Annotated in this window: 14 protein-coding genes and 1 pseudogene; 4 read left to right on the plus strand and 11 right to left on the minus strand. The window is 69.2% G+C overall.

Features of this window, described 5'->3' with window-relative positions:
• Positions 1 to 63: 63 nt before the first annotated feature.
• Positions 64 to 966 (minus strand): NADP-dependent oxidoreductase, encoded by a 903-nt coding sequence (locus ACPPVT_RS02250; protein WP_426565059.1) that lies wholly within the window; start codon positions 964 to 966, stop codon positions 64 to 66.
• Between the two features lie 158 nt (positions 967 to 1,124).
• On the opposite strand from ACPPVT_RS02250, the gene ACPPVT_RS02255 reads away from it, so the two are divergent.
• Complete coding sequence (locus ACPPVT_RS02255; protein ID WP_426565061.1) at positions 1,125 to 2,858, plus strand: MOSC domain-containing protein; 1,734 nt, start codon at positions 1,125 to 1,127, stop codon at positions 2,856 to 2,858.
• Positions 2,859 to 2,883: 25 nt separating this feature from the next.
• Positions 2,884 to 3,720: a nuclear transport factor 2 family protein gene (locus tag ACPPVT_RS02260; protein ID WP_426565063.1), complete on the plus strand. Its 837-nt coding sequence runs from the start codon at positions 2,884 to 2,886 to the stop codon at positions 3,718 to 3,720.
• Positions 3,721 to 3,742: 22 nt separating this feature from the next.
• Here ACPPVT_RS02260 and ACPPVT_RS02265 read toward each other — a convergent pair whose 3' ends face one another.
• The 5 genes and pseudogenes from ACPPVT_RS02265 to ACPPVT_RS02285 form a co-directional block, all read right to left on the minus strand.
• A complete protein-coding gene (locus ACPPVT_RS02265; protein WP_426565065.1) occupies positions 3,743 to 4,327 on the minus strand; it encodes a redoxin domain-containing protein in 585 nt (194 codons plus the stop codon).
• 38 nt (positions 4,328 to 4,365) lie between these two features.
• Positions 4,366 to 5,124, minus strand: coding sequence for an SDR family oxidoreductase (locus tag ACPPVT_RS02270; RefSeq protein WP_426565067.1), 759 nt, complete (start codon positions 5,122 to 5,124; stop codon positions 4,366 to 4,368).
• A pseudogene (locus ACPPVT_RS02275) lies at positions 5,121 to 5,800 on the minus strand (VOC family protein). Before ACPPVT_RS02275 ends, ACPPVT_RS02270 begins: the two are co-directional and overlap by 4 nt.
• 58 nt (positions 5,801 to 5,858) lie before the next feature.
• Entirely contained in the window at positions 5,859 to 6,638 is a 780-nt protein-coding gene (locus ACPPVT_RS02280; protein ID WP_426565069.1) for a VOC family protein, read from the minus strand.
• On the minus strand, positions 6,635 to 7,288 hold the full coding sequence (locus tag ACPPVT_RS02285) for a TetR/AcrR family transcriptional regulator (RefSeq protein WP_426565071.1): 654 nt from the start codon (positions 7,286 to 7,288) through the stop codon (positions 6,635 to 6,637). Before ACPPVT_RS02285 ends, ACPPVT_RS02280 begins: the two co-directional genes overlap by 4 nt.
• A gap of 94 nt (positions 7,289 to 7,382) precedes the next feature.
• Here ACPPVT_RS02285 and ACPPVT_RS02290 point away from each other — a divergent pair, with 94 nt between their 5' ends.
• Positions 7,383 to 10,517: an ATP-binding protein gene (locus ACPPVT_RS02290; protein WP_426565073.1), complete on the plus strand. Its 3,135-nt coding sequence runs from the start codon at positions 7,383 to 7,385 to the stop codon at positions 10,515 to 10,517.
• Between the two features lie 400 nt (positions 10,518 to 10,917).
• Here the strand turns inward: ACPPVT_RS02290 and ACPPVT_RS02295 are convergent, their stop codons facing one another.
• The 3 genes from ACPPVT_RS02295 to ACPPVT_RS02305 form a co-directional block, all read right to left on the minus strand.
• The gene (locus ACPPVT_RS02295; RefSeq protein WP_426565075.1) at positions 10,918 to 11,412 is read right to left on the minus strand and encodes a hypothetical protein; all 495 of its coding nucleotides are present in this window, start codon (positions 11,410 to 11,412) and stop codon (positions 10,918 to 10,920) included.
• A 101-nt stretch (positions 11,413 to 11,513) separates the two neighbouring features.
• The gene (locus ACPPVT_RS02300; RefSeq protein ID WP_426565077.1) at positions 11,514 to 12,101 is read right to left on the minus strand and encodes a hypothetical protein; all 588 of its coding nucleotides are present in this window, start codon (positions 12,099 to 12,101) and stop codon (positions 11,514 to 11,516) included.
• Between the two features lie 88 nt (positions 12,102 to 12,189).
• Positions 12,190 to 13,458, minus strand: coding sequence for a pentapeptide repeat-containing protein (locus tag ACPPVT_RS02305; RefSeq protein ID WP_426565079.1), 1,269 nt, complete (start codon positions 13,456 to 13,458; stop codon positions 12,190 to 12,192).
• A gap of 92 nt (positions 13,459 to 13,550) precedes the next feature.
• On the opposite strand from ACPPVT_RS02305, the gene ACPPVT_RS02310 reads away from it, so the two are divergent.
• Positions 13,551 to 13,931: a VOC family protein gene (locus ACPPVT_RS02310; protein ID WP_426565080.1), complete on the plus strand. Its 381-nt coding sequence runs from the start codon at positions 13,551 to 13,553 to the stop codon at positions 13,929 to 13,931.
• A 14-nt stretch (positions 13,932 to 13,945) separates the two neighbouring features.
• Here the strand turns inward: ACPPVT_RS02310 and ACPPVT_RS02315 are convergent, their stop codons facing one another.
• A complete protein-coding gene (locus tag ACPPVT_RS02315; RefSeq protein ID WP_426565082.1) occupies positions 13,946 to 14,383 on the minus strand; it encodes a VOC family protein in 438 nt (145 codons plus the stop codon).
• Between the two features lie 54 nt (positions 14,384 to 14,437).
• A complete protein-coding gene (locus ACPPVT_RS02320) occupies positions 14,438 to 16,069 on the minus strand; it encodes a hypothetical protein (RefSeq protein WP_426565084.1) in 1,632 nt (543 codons plus the stop codon).
• Positions 16,070 to 16,148: the final 79 nt, after the last annotated feature.

Raw genomic sequence — 16,148 nt, forward strand, 5'->3', positions numbered from 1 at the left:
CCGGGCCGGGACCACGCCTGCGACCTAGCGTTGCACCCTGATCACCCTCGCAGGCAACAGACCTCAGCCGACGAGCAGGACGAGCTTGCCGCGCAGGTGACCCTGCTCGCCTACGCGGTGTGCCTGGGCGATCTCGGCGAACGGGAAGGTCTGCGTGACCGGAAGGGCGAAGTGCCTGGACTCGATCAGCTCGGAGACCTCGGCGAGCGCGTGGACCGCGCGTCCGGCGTCCCCGCTGCTGAACAGCACCCCGTGCTTGCGCGCTCCCTCGAAGTCGGCGATCGTCACGACGTGCCCCGGGCCGCCCGCGAGCTCGATGAGCTGGGGCAGGACGCCGCTGCCGGCGACGTCGAGGGCCGTGTCGACCCCGTCGGGTGCGAGTTCGCGGACCCGCCCGACGAGCCCCTCGCCGTACGCGACCGGCTCGGCGCCCAGCGAGCGCAGGTACTCGTGGTTGGCCCGGCTGGCCGTGCCGATCACCCTCGCGCCGCGCACCACGGCCAGCTGAACGGCTGCGCTGCCGACGCTCCCGGAGGCGCCGTTGACGAGCAGCGTGCTGGCGTTGCCGACGCCGAGCTGGTCGAGCGCGCGCGTCGCCGTCTCGACGGCGGCCGGCAGCGTGGCAGCGCCGGCGAAGTCCAGCGACGGCGGGATCGGCGCGAAGAACGACAGCACCGCCAGCTCGGCCTGGGCCACCCCCTCGGTGCAGAAGCCGAAAACGCGGTCACCGAGCGCTACGTCCGCGACCCCGTCGCCGAGCTCGTCGACGATGCCAGCCGCCTCGTAGCCCATGGTCTGCGGGAGCTCCGGATCCATCAAGCCTGCGCGCTTCTTCCAGTCACTCGGGTTGACGCCGGCGGCGCGCACCCCGACCCGGACCTGGCCAGGCCCGGCGTGCGGGTCCGGAAGATCGACGATCTCAAGGACCTCCGGACCGCCGAACCGGCTGAAGCGGGCTGCCTTCACCGTTGGCTCCGATCTCGACCCGGGTCGCACCTACTGCGCTGCCCCGTACGCCAGGCGTAGTCCTACGATCCCACCACACCGGGCATCATGGTGATCGTCAGAGGCGTTCTGGGCTGCTTCGTCGGGTCGTTCTCGGACAGATCGGAGGCTGCGAGGCGATGGCGACCCTGCTCTCGGTCAACGTCGGGATGCCGAAGGATGTGTCGTGGCGCGGCCGGACCGTGCACACCGGTGTCTGGAAGAGCCCGGTGGCCGGGCCGCGCCTGGTCCGACGCCTGAACATCGACGGCGACGGGCAGGGTGACCTGGCGGGCCACGGCGGCGAGCAGCGCGCCGTCCTCGTCTACCAGATCGAGTCCTACCGGCACTGGCAGGAGTTCTTCGGCCGCGACGACCTGGCGTACGGCGCGTTCGGGGAGAACTTCACCGTCGAGGGGCTCGGCGACGACGAGGTCTGCATCGGTGATCGCTACCGGATCGGTGAGGCGGAGTTCGAGGTCACCCAGCCGCGCGTCACCTGCTACCGGGTGGGGATGCGGATGGGCGAGCCCCAGCTGCCGTCGTTGCTGGTCGCCCACCATCGTCCGGGGTTCTACCTGCGCGTCCTGACCGAAGGCCACGTCAGCGCCGGCGACGGGATCGTCCGCACCCGACGCGACGCGCGGCCGCTGAGCGTGGCCGACATCGATGCGTTGCTCTACCTGCCCGGGCACGAGGTGGAGCAGCTGAGGGCGGCCATGGACATCCCGGCCCTCAGTCCGGGCTGGCGAGATTCGTTCCGGAGCATGGTGGACGGCGAAGCGGGGGCGGCTCCGGCTGGTGTGCACGTCGCGCCGCCACCGGCGTGGGTGGGATTTCGCAGCCTGACGGTCACCGATGTGGTCGCCGAGAGCGCGTCGGTGACCTCGTTCAGGTTCGCCGGGGACGACGTGCTGCCCGCGTACCTGCCCGGTCAGTTCCTCGGCGTCCGGCTGCCGAGTGCTGCAGGGCCGGTCCTGGTGCGGTCGTACTCGCTGTCGGGCGACCCGGACGGCGGCCGTTACCGGATCAGCGTGAAGCGTGAGTCGCACGGGCTGGTCAGCTCACAGCTGCACGCCCACCTGCGACGGGGGGACCGGATCGAGGTCGCGGCGCCGAGGGGTGACTTCGTGCTGGACGAGGGCTCCGAGCCGGTGCTGCTCATCTCCGCGGGCATCGGTCAGACGCCCATGCTGGCGATGCTGCACCGACTCGCGAGTGAGCGCAGCACGCGCGCGGTGTGGTGGATCCACACCACGCACGACGCGGACAGCCATGCCTTCTCTGCCGAGGTCGCCGACCTGCTCGGGCGGCTGCCGTCGGCGCACTCCCTCGTCTACTACACGACTCCGGCACAGCCGCTCGCACCAGACTCAGACCTGCGGACCGGACGCCTCACCGCGGAGGTGATCGCGGGCCTGAGCCTGCCGGCCGACGCGCACGCGTACCTGTGCGGCCCGCAGGCGTTCATGGACGACGTCGCGGCCGCCCTCGCCTCAGTCGGCATCGGCCCGGGTCGCATCCACACCGAACGGTTCGGGTCGCGGTCGCCGATCAACCCCGGCGTCGTCGATGCGGCCGCGCCGCCGCCGCATCAGCCTCCCGGCCCGCCGGGTGCCGGCCCGTCGGTGACCTTCGCCCGGTCGGGACTCACCACAGCCTGGTCGCAGACCTACTCGTCGGTGCTCGAGCTCGCTGAGGCGTGTGACGTGCCCACCCAGTGGTCGTGCCGCAGCGGCGTCTGCCACACCTGTGCCACCGCGGTGCTGTCGGGGGAGGCGTCGTACGAGACGCCGCCACTCGAGGCACCCGGCGACGACGAGCTGCTCATCTGCTCGTCCCAGCCGACCACGGCCCTCGTGCTGGACCTGTGATCGCGACTGCTGGGACGCTGGCGGCATGCCGTGGCTGCCCGAGCTCTTCTCAGCGCCTGCGCTGCAGCTGATCCTCGACCAAAGACGCCGAGACGCACTGCTGGCCGTGCCCTACTTCGATGGTCTGCTGGCGGGCGATCCCGAACCTCTGGTCGCGTCGTTCGTGGGCCAGCCAGAGGTGCACGACCCCGTGCGCGGACGGATCAAGGGTGTGACGGCGTTCCGGGGTTTCGTCGCCGAGACCAGTGCCTGGCTGCTGCAGCACCACGCCACTGTCGGCGATGTCGAGCACGTCATCCAGCAGCGGCACGGCTTCGAGGAGGTGGTCCTGCACCTCGACACGGACCGCGGCACCGTGGATCTGCCGGTCGCCGTCGTCGCCGAACGCCAACCCGACGGACGCATCGACGAGGTGCGGGTCTACTTCACCAGCCGGCCCCTCACGGGACGGCCCGCGCTCCGCCCGCCATTGCTCCAGCCCGACCCTGACCTGACCCTGCCGGACTTCGTGGCGGCGTACCTGCGAGCGGTCGCGGTCGGGGACGTCGACGAGGTCGTCGCCACGTTCGAACCGGACGGCTATGTCCGCGAGTCGGTGGGTGGGCAGGTCCACCGTGGCGCGGACGGCCTGAGTGCCTTCTACACGCGGCTGTTCTCTCACGGGGGCGGCATCCCGCTGGAGGCCTGCGCCTTCGTTGGTGATGTGCGCGGATGCGCTGTGGAGTACAACGTCGTGCGCTGGGGGACCACACAGCTGCCGCCTCAGGCCGGGCTCAGTGTGTTCATGGCCGGCCCCGGTGGGGGGCTCGCTGCCGTCCGCGACTACGGCGACATCGAGCCGCCGCTGCACCTCGAAACCTAGGCAGGGCCCCCAAAAGTGGCCACTACGAGTCGGCCGCGGCCTGCCGATCCCAGCCGTGGAACGACGAGAGGTCGCCCGAGTCCCAGGCCTGCCGCAGACCCGGAACGCTGAGGTCCCAGTCAGGCCGGATCTCCTGGCTGGCCGTCCGTAGGTCGTGCCAGAGGTCGCCCACCGAGGGGCGGCCCCAGAACCAGTAGCCGTTGTAGATGCTGTGGACGACGAGCCCGGGCTTCAGGACGAGCGTGTGCGGAATCATCGGGTCGTGCTCGGGGTCGGTGTACTCCTGGATGTCCAGGTCCTGCTGGACGACGCGACCGGGGTCGGACAGGAACGGCCACTGCGCGCCGACCGAGGCGCGGAACTCCTGCAAGGTGTGATGCTCGTCGGTCGCGATGGTGACGACCTGGGTGTAGGCCACCGCGATCCTCGGATAGAACGCCGCGAGCTCGAGATGCTGCTGATGCTCCTTGGGGCAGTAGTGACCGCGTGCCAGCGTGAGGATCAGAGGGTCGTCGCCCTGCAGCTCGCTGAGCCGCCGCGTGACACTCGTGTGGTCAGGCAGCTCGTAGTCCGGGAACGTGGCGCCGGGGACGATGTCGGAGCGCATGGCAGGACCTCTCGATCGATGGGACGACCTTGGCCTGGTCAGCCGGAGACGAACTGCTGGCCGCCGTCGATGTCGTACGTCGCCCCGGTCAGGGCGGTGTTGGTCATGATGTGGACCGCCAACGCCGCGACGTCCGCCGGACCGACGACGCGTCCGATCGGCAGCGTGGCGCGCAGCTCCTCGCGGCGGTGGTCGAGCTGGTCTCCGAGCAAGGACGCCGACAGTGGCGTGTCGACGAAGCCCGCGGCAATCAGGTTCACGCGGACCGGGGCGATCTCGAGCGCCAGGTTGGCGGTCAGCGCCGGCAGTGCCGCGGTCGCCGCCGAGATGATCCCGAGGCCGACGCCGGTTCGCCGACCACCGGTGCCGCCCATGAACAGCAGCGTGCCTCCCGGACGGACCTTGTGCGCGGCGTAGCGCGCTACTGCGAGCATCACCATCGGATGCTCGTACAGACCTCGGCGCGCCTGCTCGAAGTCCATCTCCGCCAAGGGCGCGTAGTAGGGGCGGCCAGCCGTCACCAGCACGTGGTCGATCGGTGTCCGGAGACCGTCGAAGAAGCTCTCGAGAGCCGTCAGGTCGTTCGCATCGAACGTCGCGGTGCTCAACGGTTCGAGCTCGGTTGCGGCGCGCTCGAGCCGCTCGCCGTTGCGGGCGGCCAGGATGACGTCGCCTCCCTGGGCCCGCACGAGCCGCGCGGTCTCGAGCCCGATCCCGGCGCTGCCGCCGATCACGACGACGGTCTGCCCCAGCAGTACGGGCTCATGTTCAGGCGCCGCGAGCGACTCGCGGGTCACGTCGGCGGCTCTTCGCCGGCACGCTGGCGGACCATGTAGAGCGCGTACCAGTCCGGCCAGTCCGGATCCGCTTCACCGGTCCGCTCCTCGTGCTTTCCGTGAGCGTCGGCAGCCCGCCGCAGGGCCTGGGCGAGATCGCTCGCGGACTCGTAGGTCGTGCCCATCCGAGACTCCCTCAGCGGCCCGGCAACCGGGTCTTGATCTCCTGCAGCAACCAGCCGTTGCCGTCCGGATCGGCGAAGGACGCGAACGAGCCGTAGTCGGAACGTCCTGGGGCGGTGCCGTCCAGCCGTCCCTCGGTTCCCGCGTGATGGAAGATGCCCGTCACGTCATGGAACGGCTCGCTGACCTCGACCCCACGGGCGATCAGGTCGGCCCGGGCCGCGTCGATGTCGTAGACCGAGAGCTGGAGCCCCTCGCACGAGCCTGGCGCGGCGGACGTGACCCCGGTGCCGAAGATGATCGAGCAGGTCGAGCCGGGTGGCGTCAGCTGGACCACCCGGTAGCCGGCGTCGACGACGAGGTCGGCGTCCAGGCGCCAGCCCAGCCCCTCATAGAAAAGCCTCGCCCGATCGACATCCGAGACTGCCAGAACCACGACCTCGAGTCTCATCTCCCCGGGCTTCACCGGTGGGCTGCCGCTGGCGGTCTCCCCGCTGGCGTCGACGCTGCTCATCTGTGGCTCCCTCAGTTGATGCCGACCCTGCTCCGCGAACCCGGCAGCCGTCAAGCGGTCACCCTTCGAAGGCCTCCCCATCGGGGCTGGCCACCACGACGACGTAGCCGTCGAGGTCCTGGATCCACAGCTCTCGGTGGGCGGGTCCGTTGCCGTTGCCTTCTGGGGGGTTTCGATGGACGTCGCGCACGACCCTTGCTCCGAGCGTCTGGGCGCGGTCGACGACGCCGTCGAAGTCGGAGACCTCGCCAAACCAGATGAGCACGCCGTTCCCGACCGGGCTGGCCGCGTCCGAGATCAGACCGTGGTGGTGCTCGACGTCCACCTGGTGCAGCTGCAGGACGAGCTCGCCGTCGGAGAGCAGCCGCTCGTACTCGGGGCCGCCGTGGTCGCTCACCAGACCGAGCAGGTCCTGGTACCAGCGGCTGGCGGCCTCGACGTCGCGCACGGCGAGCATGGTCTGCGGCCTGGCTCGGGGTGCCTCGGCGACGAGGCCGACGCGGTTTCCGGCGGGGTCCTCCACCTCGACGAGCCACCGCTCGCCCCCGTCGAGCTGGGGCCGCCCGCGGACGGAACCTCCGTGCTCGGCGACGAGCTGCAAGGTGTGGGCCAAGTCCTGGATGCACACCCAGATGACCGGACCGTCGGGGCTGGGGCTTAGGTCGGTGGTGAGCTGGCCGATCAGGCCGGGCGCCTCGAACCCGCCGTTGTCGCTGCCGACGGACCACCTGAGCACCTGCTGGTAGAAGCGAGCGGACGTCGCGATGTCCTTCGCTGGCAGCTGCAGGTAACCGAGCTGACCGTGGGCGGGAAACGAGTGGGTCGCTTGTTGGGTCATGGCGTGGGTTCCTCTCGAGCGATGAGCAGGCGATGGGCTGAGCGCGCGAACCAGGCCCGGTACTGCACCGGCGTCCAGCCGCGGTGGCGGGTGAGGCGGTCGAACACGGCCGGGTCCATCAGCAGCCAGAGGGTCTGCACCGCATCGTCCCGGCTGTCGGCGAGCCTGGCGCGCTCGGCGAGGGTCGTCACGACCCAGCGTGCGGTGCCCTCGCGCTGGTTCACGAGTTGCTGGCTGAGCGCAGCGAGGTCGGCGTCCCGCTGGGCACCCTCGAAGGCCGCCAGGACGAGGCCCGCGGACCGCTGCTGCGCGTCGGTGAGAACGGCGGCGACGGCGTCCAGGAAGCTCTCGGCGTCGGGCAGAAGGGCCGCCTGCGCCGCCCAGGCCCGTTCGAGTACGGGCACGGGTGTGTCGTCCCCGGCGATCGCGACGTCGATGGCCTGCTTGAGCAGATTGGCTTTGGTGCCGAACAATGACTCGATCGTCGCGACACTGACTCCGGCGTTCGCCGCGACCGTCCTGATCGTCGTTGCGGTGTAGCCGCCGAGGAACTGTTCTGCTGCGACAGTGAGGATTCGTCGACGCGTCTGCCGCGCGTGCTGTTGGCGTCGGCTCGCGTCGTAGCTGCGCCGTGCGGTGGTCTCAGCCACAAGCGCAGTATTGGCTACGGTCTGCCCATAGTCAATGCTCAGCCCGAGAACTCCCCGCGGTAGCCTCGAGATCCCAGGCGGTCAGGTGGTGGGCGTGGACGCTGTCGAGTTCCGCATCCTCGGCCCTCTGCAGGTGCGGGTCGGCGGTCGGGTGAGCGTCGGGCGGGGCCACAAGCGACGTGTACTCCTGGCCGTGCTTCTGCTGTCCGCCAACCGCACCGTTCCCAGAGCGCGCATCATCCAGGCGCTCTGGGGCGAGGACCCTCCACGGTCTGCCGTCAACCTCGTCCACGGTTACGTGCGCGACTGGCGCGCGGTCCTGGACTCGCAGCGGCGCCCCCGCTCGACCGGTGAGCGCCTGGTGACCTCGCCCGAGGGGTACCGGCTGGTCGTGACCGAGGATGAGTTCGACCTCCTCCGGTTCGAGGGGCTGGTCAGCAGGGCCCGCGAATGCGTTTCCGTCAAGGACCTGCCGTCCGCGCGGCGGTTCCTGGTCGCTGCGTTGGCGGAGCGCCGGGGGCCAGCCCTCGCGGACCTGCCCGAGCTCGAGCTGGCGGACGCCGCAACGGCGCTGGAGGAGGCCTGGCTCTCGGCCGTCGAGCTCACCGCGGACGTCGAGCTGTCGTCGGGACGTCCGGAGCAGGCTCTCGCCGTGCTGGACGTTCCCGCCCACGACCACCCACTGCGCGAATCGATCGCCGCGCGCCGGATCCTGGCCTTGTATCGCGCGGGTAGGCAGTCGGAGTCGTTGACGCTGTACGACCGGACCCGCTCGACGCTCGTCGAGGTGCTGGGCGTCGAGCCCGGTCCGGACCTGCGCACGCTGCGAAACAAGATCCTCACGCAGGACCCTTCCCTCGGCGGGCCCACCACGCGCACCCCGACCGTGCGGCTCCCGTCCAGCTTGTCGTCCTTCGTTGGCCGGCGGCTGGAGCTGGCGCAGCTGGTGGAGGCGACCCAGCGGCACCGGCTGGTGACCCTCACAGGGCCAGCCGGCTGTGGCAAGACACGGCTAGGCATCGAAGCGGCACGAACGCTTGCCGCGGCCGGCGACCGGGACGTCGCTTTCGTTGACCTCGCGCCAGTGCGCGAGGCCGAAGTCGTGTGGCCGACCGTCGCCGCTGCCCTCGGCATGAACCTCGCCCCGCATCTGCGCGGCGCCGACTCGCTCGCTCTGCAGCTGGGTGAGCGACCCGTGCTGCTGCTGATGGACAACATGGAACAGCTCGTCCCGGCGGCTGCGGATCTGGAGCAGCTCCTGTCAGCAGCTCCCGGCGTCGCGGTGCTCGTCACTTCGCGCCAGCCGCTGCATCTTCCCGGCGAACAGGTCGTGCACCTGCACCCGCTGCCCATCCCGGCGAGGTCGGACTCCGAGCCGGGAACGATCCGGGACTCGGATGCGGTGCAGCTCTTCGTCGACCGAGCCCGGGCCTGCGATCCGGCCTTCTCCGTCACCGACACTGACGCCGGGGTCGTCGCCCGGATCTGCCGGAGCCTGGATGGGCTGCCGTTGGCGCTGGAGCTGGCCGCACCGTGGACGTCGACCCTGAGCCTGGCCGTGCTGCTCGAACGCTTGGACCGTCCACTACGGATGCTGGGCACCCATGTTGCGACGAGCGAACGCTCGGCGCGCCATCGCACCCTGCACGCCGCGATCGACTGGAGCTGCGACAGCCTCAGCGCCGACCAGCGGGCACTGCTGGCGAATCTGTCCGTGTTCCGGGCCACCTTCGAGCTGACGACGATCGAGCAGGTCGCCGGGGTCGGAAAGGACACGCTGCAGGACCTCGCGGTGCTGGTGGACAGGAACCTCGTGCAGAGGACCGCTGCGCGCAGCGGAACGGTCTACCGGTTGTTGGCGACCATCCGCGAGTACGCGGCCGAGCAGCTGGCTCGCCAGCCGTCCGAACAGGCAGCGGTCCTCGAACGCCTGGCGCATCATGTCTGCCAGCTGGCCGAGCAGGCCGCACGCCACGCCAGGACCCAGCAGGGCGAGGCGCCGTTCGTCGCCCTGGGTGAGCAGCAGGCGGACGTCCGCCAGGTGCTGGACCACCTGCAGCACAACGGACAGAGCGTCCGACTGCTCGCTCTCGTCATCGACTGCCTCCCGCTCTGGTGGGACCTCGGGCACGTCCAGGAGGGCTTCGCCCGCCTCACCGATGCGCTTGCCGGATGCCCCCCGAACGCGGACGCCGAGCTGCTGGCCGCCGCGCATGCCGGCGCCACGATGCTCGCCGACTCGGTCGGAGAGCCAGTGGTCGCACTGGAACACGCCCGGGAGAGCGGCCGGTGCGCGGCCCGCGCCCATTCGGCGAGCCTCGAGATGTTCGCCCGCTGCCTCGAGGGGAACAGCCTGACCTGGATGGATTGGGCGGGGCCGGCCACGAAGGGACTGGCTCTGCTCCAACAGGTCCGCGAGTCAGGACCGGACCTGCCCGAGCACGGGCTGCGCTGGGGTTGGGCGGCCCGACGGTCGGTGGTCGCACAGGCAAACCTGGTCAGCGCCGACTTCCTGCGCTACCGGGAACCGACGTTCGCCCGCACGCTGGTGAACTCCATTCGGGACGAGTCGCTGACCGCGCAGGACGACTACCTGACTTCGTTCATCGTGCGTCTACAGGGAGCACTGGACGCGGACGCCGGCCTCTGGGGCGAGGCTGAGCAGCGGCTACAGGAATCGCTGGACCTCGTCGTGCGGATGGGTTTCCAACGTGGGGAAGCACGCAGCGTCGAGGAGCTCGCACTGCTCGCCTGGGCCCAAGGCGAGCTCGAGGCAGCGGCCCGACTCGGAGCGCGCGCGACCCAGCTCGGCAGAGAGTCCGGGCACGTGCTGAACTGGGCCCGATGCGCGGCCCGCCTGTCCGAGGTGTCCATGGAGCAGAACGACCTCGACGGTGCCCGACTGCTGATCGACCAGAGCGAGGCCGCGGTACTCGGCGGATATCCCGACATCGCCGCGCGCGCCATCGGCCCCAGGCGGGCACGCCTCGCCCGGCTGTCGGGCCAGTCCCACGAAGCGGTTCGCCAGCTACGTTCCGCACTCCTGCTGCAGGACGCGTACGGCCTCACGCCGGACAGGGTGGTCTACGTCGTCGAGTCGGCACTCGCCGCCGCCGCCGCAGGTCGCGCCGAACAGGCGCGGTCGATCGCGGGCCGACTCACCCTCGAGGCAGAGCGGCTCGGCCTCCGGCTACCGGCACCCGAGCTCGCCCGCATCGCGACGCTCTGAGCGAGTCCAGTGATTGTCCAGTGCCTCGGCGCAGCCTGATCGGACCAAGCGTGCAACCACGCTGTTCGCCCAGGAAGGGGCCTGTCATGAGCACGATCAGGACCACTCGCGGCGGCCGCCTCGTACGGCCCCTCACTACCTTCGCGGCGGTGGCAGCCGTGCTGGCGGCCTCACTGCTGTGCGCCGGGGCCACGCGCTACGACGCAGCATCAACTGGCGCGGGCGTCTCCCTCGGGGCGTACGGGAGTGCGAACGCCGTCGAATATCGGCTGAGCCACCCGGGTTCCACTCGATGCAGCAGTCAGGGCAGCGCCAACGCATTGGAGCACTGCCTCGCCCCGTGACAGCAGACCCGCCCCTGACCCGCGATGGGGCGGTTCAGGGGCGGTTCCGGGGCGGTTCAGCGATACCTGGTCATCTCGGCCGCGAGCGCGTCTGTCGACACCAGGTCAGGGTCCTCGTCCGGTGACATCTTCGACTGCTGGATCTTCGCGGGCAGCGTGCTCAGGGCAGCCGATTCGGGAACAACGTCCCGAGCCTTCCGAACCGCCGACAGGGCCTGGGAGCGCGCTGCGAACGCGGTCGCGGTTGCGGTGACACACAAGGCGTCCGATTGAGCTCTCGCCGAGTCGGTCAGGTCGGGGTTCTTCGCCCCAAGACGAAAACGGTGGGCATCCTGACGCTCCCGGTTGTAGGTGTCCACGGCAGAGCTGACTTCTAGCAGTGCGGCCCACCGCCCGGCCACCAGTGCCCGGTCCCTCTGCAGATGGTCGCCCCAGGTAGCCGACACGACACCGCACGCGACGCCGACGATCGCCGCCGACAAAGTCCCGGCCACCCCGATCAGCGCCTTACGCAGGTCCGCGTCACCCACCATCAGCGCGGCGAACCACACTCCGGCGGTGATGCCTACCGCGACGACGCCACACAGCACCAGGACCCACACCCTGACGGGTAGGCGACCGCGGCGATGAGCCGCGGGAGCGGTGCTAGTGGTCACGGCTCGTACGTCTTGGCTCTGTCGTAGCCGTCGAAGGCCCCAGCAAGCGCATCCGATTGGGTCTTGAGGTCCCCCGCCGCGTTGTCAAGCGTGGGCTGCGCATTATTCGTCACCGAGCTGCGGGCCAGCTCCCCCGCGAAGTGCAGCACAACGGGGGCCGCCAGCAGCAGGATCGCCGCGACCACCATCGTGGCGATGAACTCAGGGGTGCTCAGCGCCGTTCCCGTCACCACGATCGTCGGGCCATCCCCCCGGATCGCGACCGGGTGCGCCTCGACGGTGTCGAACATCGCGGCCGCGATCATGGCGGTGCCGACGACACACATCAGCGCCACTGGAAACAAAGCGAAGCGCAGGCCGCTCTTGGCGGCCTCATTGGCCTTCTCGAGCACCGTCACGTACAGCTGCGAGTACGCCGTCCGTGCCTGTTCGGCCTGAACGGCGCGCAGTTCCGTCTGCTTGTCGTTCTCAGCCGCTGTCAGAGCATGAGGCAGCGAATGGTCCACTGAAGCGGCCTCGCGAGCTGGTGGAGAGCCTTCCGGCTGCTCGCCAGCATCGCGGTCACTCGCGACCTCTGTACTCACGTTCAACCTCCGGGCTGGCTCAACCACGCGGCCGCGAACTCCGACAGTAGTACCCGCTACACCGCATCGGAAGGGAACGTCGCGGGGTCTAGGCGAGTCCGTCGCTCGTGGGGAGCTTCACGCTTGCTGGTTGAGTGGAGTCCCACAATGGTGAACTGGTTGTCCAGGGGAACTGGGGTGGGTGGGACCAGTCGCGGACCCCGCTGAAGTCCACCATTCCGGCGCCGGTGAACTTGGCCGGGGAGAAGTCGCCAACGAAGTCGACTCGACTGCCCGAGAACTCCGCACCGTCGAAGTCGACCTCGCTGCCGCGGAACTTCGCGAGGCTGAACCCGAGGTAACCGTCGGCGAACTTGCTGTAGGTGAAGTCGACCTTGCCGCCGGCGAAGTCGGCCTGGTTGAAACGCAGCTCACCGTTGATGGCGGCGTAGTTGAAACGGACCAGACCATCGGAAAACTCCGTGCTGTGGAAGCCGAGCCTGCCACTGCTGGAGACCTGCGCGTTGAAGAAGCACACGTCGGCGCCAGCGCACTGGGCACCGCTGAAGTCGACGTGGCCACCCGAGAACCGGGCTCGGTCGAAGCGGAGCTCGCCACCGGAAAGACGGGCGCGGATGAAGTCGACGCTCGCGCCGGAGAAGTCGGCGTTCTGGAATTGAACCTTCCCACCGGAGAACGTGGCGAGCCAAAAGCTGACTCTGCCGCCCGAGAACGTGCAGTTGGTGAAGTCCATCCGGCCAGTGGGGAATTCGGCCCTCCCGAAGTCAACCAGCCCCCCGGAGAAGTTGGCGCCGGAGAAGTCGCCGCCGTCGAACACGACCCCGGTGAAGTCGAAGTTCAGGCCCTGCCAGGAAGTTGCGGCACCGTCCCTGAGGTGGGCGGCGACAACGCGAACGACCGTATGGCGCACCTCGCGGTTGGCCCGGAAGGCAAGCAGTTCCGCCTGCCCTGCATCCTCGCCGGGGCCGAGGTCATGGGGCATGCGCAGGTACCCGCACAACACGTCGACGCAGGTCTGCCGGTTCTCTTCCCAGTCATCGGCCAAGCCCGCCAGCGCATACACGCCGGCCAGCCGAACGGTTGGCGGCTTGTCGTCACCCAGCTGGGCAGCCGAGCTGATGAAGCGCTCGTTGAGCGTGCGGTTTCGCTGCTCCGCGAGGGTCCTGTCCAGCTGGTCGCGTTGCTCCTTCAGGGATTTGTCCAGCGCTTCGCGTTGGCCCCGGGTCTGCTCCTTGAGGGTCTGCCTGGTGTCTCTACTGGTTGCGCGGCGACCAAAGTACTGGGCAGCCAGAGTGCCGATCAGGGTCAGGACGCCGACGCCGGCAGCGATGAGCGCTGCGACGAGCTGAGGATCCATACGCGGAACCTAGTCCTTTCCCCTGAATGCGATGCTGCGGTCAGTTGCGGAGGAGGGTGCCCGTGGGCGCACGGCGGTGAGACGCTGACGGCATGATTCTTGCCTGCCACGCTCTGATCTATTCCGACGACGCCGATGCTTCCCGGGCCTTCTTCAGGGATGTGATGGGTTTCCCATCCGTGGACGCCGGCACCGGCGACCACAACTGGTTGATCTTCCAGACCGGCCCGAGCGAGCTGGGCGTCCACCCCACGGGTCCGCTGCACGACGGTGCGAACGCACCCAGGCACCAAACGATCAGCTTCATCGTCGATGACCTGGACACCACGATGGCCGAGCTACGAGCCAAGGGCGCTGAGTTCAGCTCCGGCCCAGATGACCACGGCTACGGAATCGTGGCGATGATGACGGTGCCGGGTGCCGACGACGTGCAGCTCTACCAGCCGCGGCATCAGACGGCGTACGGGCTCTGACCAACCCCTCGAGATCAGGTGCTCTTGAGCTCCTCGGCGAGCATCACGATGATGCCGCTAGGGCCGCGGACGTAGGTGAGCTTGTACACGTCCTCGTAGGTCGCCACGCCGCGCAGCGGGTGACAGCCGTGCCTCGCGGCGATCTCAAGGGCCTCGTCGATGTCGTCGACCGAGAATGCCACACGATGCATGCCGATCTCGTTGGGTCGGGTCGGATTCGTCTCTATGGCGTCAGGATGGATGTACTCGAAGAGCTCGAGGCGACCATTGCCGTCCGGTGTCTGGAGCATGGCGATGTTGGCGTGATTGCCGTCAAGGCCGACCGCGGTGTCGGTCCAGTCTCCGCTGACCGTGTCTCGGCCGAGGACGGTCAGCCCGAGATCGGTGAAGAAGGCGATCGTCTCTTCGAGGTCGCGGACGGCGATGCCGACGTTCTCGAGTTTGATGGGCATGTGTTGCAGGCTAGCCAGTCACTGCGACGTGCTCTTGTTAGCCGGCTTCCGCGGTCAGAACCCGTTGGTGGAATGCACCACCGAGTAGTTGTCGCCGTCATCGAGCCGTTGGCCGTCGAGCGGGTTTATCCGCACGCTCTGGAAGCCGAGGTTCTGGTCGTGCACGGAGAAGTGCAGGTGGTCGAAGGCGGACAGGCCAGTGTCGTCCATCAGTCCCAGGCGAATGCCCCGAGGTACGAACATTCCGAGAGACCACGGGATGAGGTGCGGACCAGCCAGGTGCAGGTACTTCGCTCTGAGTCGGGTGTCACCACCAGTCAGGGCTGCAGGAGTCCAGTCCGACGAGGTCACCACGTGGTTGGTCGCGATCCGGTTCTCTATCAAGGGGTCGCCGTTCGGGCGATTCGCTTCGAGGTCCTGCACGACCCCGGCGCTCACGCAGAGCACCGGTGTCCCGCCGGCCGCGTTGACCAACGGCACGTGCTGCTGGTAGCGAGTGAAGTCGATGGCGAAGGCCTGCTCACTGCCGGTGTGCCCGAACTGGTTGTAGTAGAAGCCGGCCGGACCCCAACCGGCCGGCCCATTCGACAGCCCCAGGGCGAGGAGCCAGCCGAACGGGATGGAGGCGACCGCCAACGCCTCGGCGCCGAAGTTCAGCACGCCCCCGGCCTTGAAGCTGATCCCGGCCGGCCACGGCGCTCGCAAGAACGGGTTCGGCAAGGGCTGGTTGGTCATCGGATCCCCGCTCGGCATGAGCGAGGTCAGCGCGTCGTCCGGGAGGGTCCAGATGACACCGGCCCACTCCCAGCCGAGCGAGCACCGACACAACATCAGATGCATCAACGCGTACGGCGACCCCGGCGTCGCCGGGACCACGGCCAGATACCGCTTGTCCCCGTGACCCGTGACGTCGCTCGGGTCGCACAGTGCACCACCACTGAAGTGCTCGACCAGGAGCTCGATCGTCCGCTCGGCGTCCACGAACCGAACCTCCGAACCCGCCACCCCCACCCGCATGTGGGTCGCGGACGCAAGCGAGCCCAGTGCGGCCGCGTCCGGTTTGCGGACTGCGAGCGCGAGACGCGCCGCCAGCTCCTGCATCGTGTCGCAGATCCAGGGGTGATCGCTGCGCAGCCGTGCCGCCTCCCTCTTGGCCAGGTCCGCAACCGGGATCTCGTACTGCGACGGGTCGTCGGTCTCGCCAACAGCCCGGTCGTACCACTGCAGCGCCAGCGCGGTGTCACGGATCGTGTCTTCGGCCACGCGGGCCGCGTGCAGGGCGATCCAGGCCCGGGAGGAGCCGTCGGTAGGTCCGTCGAGCAAGCCGCTGTACGTCGCCAGTGCGTCCTTCGGTTGACCGGCCGCTACCTGTGTCCGCGCGAGGTTCTCGAGCGCGATCGGGCCCCACAGCCGGTCGCCGAACTTGGCCGCACCGAACCGGTCGGCGTGTTCGGCGTAGACCGCGACCGCCTCGGCCGACCGCTTGCTGCGGGACAGGTTGTCGCCGAGCCACAACAGGTAGGCCGGCGCGAAGTCGTCGCCGCCGGCTTCGACCCGCTTGCGCAGCTCGTCGTTGGTGGCGCAGGCGTCCCCGGCAACTCGAGCCTGGTTGACCAGGCTCGACAGTTGCACCCAGACGGCTGATGCCGCGTCGAGATCGGCTAACGGGAGGTCGTCTTCAGCCATGCCAACTCCCAGGCATCGAAGGTCTCACTTCAGGCTGGCACCAACATCCAGCCGTGGCAACCACGCTCTTCGGTGACCC

Origin of the sequence: Angustibacter sp. McL0619 (assembly GCF_049994355.1) — a bacterium.
Classification (GTDB): Bacteria; Actinomycetota; Actinomycetes; order Actinomycetales; family Angustibacteraceae; genus Angustibacter.